The sequence below is a fragment of the Teichococcus deserti genome (genome assembly GCF_001982615.1).
In the GTDB taxonomy this organism is placed as follows: domain Bacteria; phylum Pseudomonadota; class Alphaproteobacteria; order Acetobacterales; family Acetobacteraceae; genus Pseudoroseomonas; species Pseudoroseomonas deserti.
The window spans coordinates 1-2,005 of sequence record NZ_MLCO01000292.1 but is presented as its reverse complement, the minus strand read 5'-3'; the positions used below and the strand labels follow the sequence as shown (position 1 = coordinate 2,005).

Annotated in this window: 2 protein-coding genes and 1 pseudogene; all 3 read left to right on the top strand. The window is 71.5% G+C overall.

The annotated features are described in order from the left end of the window. The first annotated feature begins 140 nt into the window (after window positions 1-140). Entirely contained in the window at window positions 141-707 is a 567-nt protein-coding gene (efp, locus tag BKE38_RS24610) for an elongation factor P (RefSeq protein ID WP_076959863.1), read from the top strand. Window positions 708-809: 102 nt separating this feature from the next. Continuing rightward, the gene (locus BKE38_RS24605) at window positions 810-1,655 is read left to right on the top strand and encodes an inositol monophosphatase family protein (protein ID WP_076959862.1); all 846 of its coding nucleotides are present in this window, start codon (window positions 810-812) and stop codon (window positions 1,653-1,655) included. A 108-nt stretch (window positions 1,656-1,763) separates the two neighbouring features. Further along, window positions 1,764-2,005: pseudogene (locus BKE38_RS24600) on the top strand (hypothetical protein); the annotation flags it as partial.

The window sequence follows — 2,005 nt, the reverse complement described above, 5'->3', positions numbered from 1 at the left end:
CTCCGGCAGGCTACACCCCCGGCCCATTCGCGCCCCCGCGCCCGCCAGGGACCGGGGTTGAGGCGGTTTCCCTGCAGCGGCGTCCCGCCGCGGGGACCGTTCGTTCCTTCAAGCCTCCGCCAGAGACAGGTGCCCCGCCCATGAAGCAGCAGGCCAATCAGATGCGCCCCGGCCAGGTCATCGAATACGAGGGCCGGCGCTGGACGGTGCTCAAGATCCAGATCATCACCCCGGGCAAGGGCGGCGCCTTCATCCAGGTCGAGATGCGCGACATCAAGACCGGCACCAAGAAGGACGACCGCTGGCGCACCGCCGACACCGTCGAGCGCCTGATGACCGAGGACAAGGAGTTCACCTACTCCTATGCCGACGGCGAGAACCTGGTGCTGATGGATCCCGAGACCTTCGAGCAGACCATGGTCCCGGCCGCGATCCTCGGCGACCGCCTGCCCTTCCTGGCCGAGAACATGACCGTCTCCGCCCGCCTGATCGAGGGCGAGCCGGTGGCCATGGAGCTGCCCGCCCAGGTCACCCTCGAGATCGTCGAGGCCGATCCGGTGGTGAAGGGGCAGACCGCCTCCTCCTCCTACAAGCCGGCGGTGCTGGCGAATGGCGTGAAGACCATGGTGCCGCCCTTCATCACCGCGGGCGAGCGCATCGTGGTGAAGACCGAGGATGCCTCCTATGTCGAGCGCGCCAAGGGCTGAGGCTCCGCGCCCGGCTTGACGGATGGGGGGCCTCCAGGCCCCCCTGGCTAACCTGCTGTTTCAGACGACCCGATCGATCCCCCGCTTCCGGAGTGCTCCGCCGTGGCCCCTTCTGCCCGCCTCTCGCCTGCCCTCAACGTCGTCGTCGCCGCCGCCCAGAAGGCCGGCAAGCGCCTGCTGCGGGATTTCGGCGAGGTCGAGCAGCTGCAGGTCAGCATGAAGGGCCCGGGCGACTTCGTCAGCCAGGCCGACCTGCGCGCCGAGGAGACGCTGCGCGCCGAGCTCGGCCGCGCCCGGCCGAACTTCGCCTTCCTCGGCGAGGAGCAGGGCGAGAGCGGCAATGCCGACTGGGAATGGCGCTGGGTCATCGACCCGCTGGACGGCACCACCAACTTCCTGCACGGCATCCCGCACTGGGCCGTCTCCATCGGCATCGAGAAGCGGCTGACCGAGACCACCAGCGAGATCGTCGCCGGCGTCATCTACAACCCCGCCGCCGATGAGCTGTTCTGGGCCGAGAAGGGCGTCGGCGCCTTCCTGAACGACCGCCGCCTGCGCGTCTCCGGCCGCCGCGACATGATCCAGGCGGTCTTCGCCACCGGCATCCCCTTCGCCAAGATCCCGCGCAAGGCCGAGTTCAGCGCCATCCTCGCCAAGGTGATGCCGCAGGTCGCCGGCGTCCGCCGCATGGGCGCCGCCGCCCTCGACCTGGCCTGGACCGCCGCCGGCCGCTACGAGGGCTACTGGGAGCTCGGCCTCAACAAGTGGGACATCGCCGCCGGGCTGATCATCCTGAAGGAGGCCGGCGGCTGGGCGACCGACATGGAGGGCGCCGACCCCTACCCCTCGGGCAATGTCATCGCCGGCAACCCGCTGCTGCAGCCGAAGCTGCGCGAGGTGGTCAACGAGGGCATCGCCGCCATCGAGCGCGCCCGCGCCGAGGGCTGATCCGGCTCCCGCCTGAAGAAAGCTGCGGGAAATCCGCGGCCGGCCGCGATTCTTGCCGCCGCGCCGCGTTTCCCGCGCCTGGGGTTGTGGTCTAGGGTGCCGCGCAGAATGCGCGCTCCTCCCCCACGCCCCTTGCTGCTTCTCGCCGCCCCGGCCCTTGCCGGCCTGCTGCTCGCCCTGCCGGCGGCACAGGCCGCGCCGCGCGGCGCCGGTCCCGGCGCCCAGCTCCCAGTCCAGGCCCAGACCGTGCAGAGCAATGGCAACGGCACCCCCGCCGCGACGCCCGCGCCGCCGCTGCCCGCCGATCCCGCCGCCGCCGCGCCGCAGCCGCCCGACCTGACCCAGCCGCC

Bases quoted from the DNA above. Each gene is read 5' to 3' on its own strand.
- efp (WP_076959863.1), top strand. From the start codon at position 141: ATGAAGCAGCAGGCCAATCAGATGCGCCCCGGCCAGGTCATCGAATAC.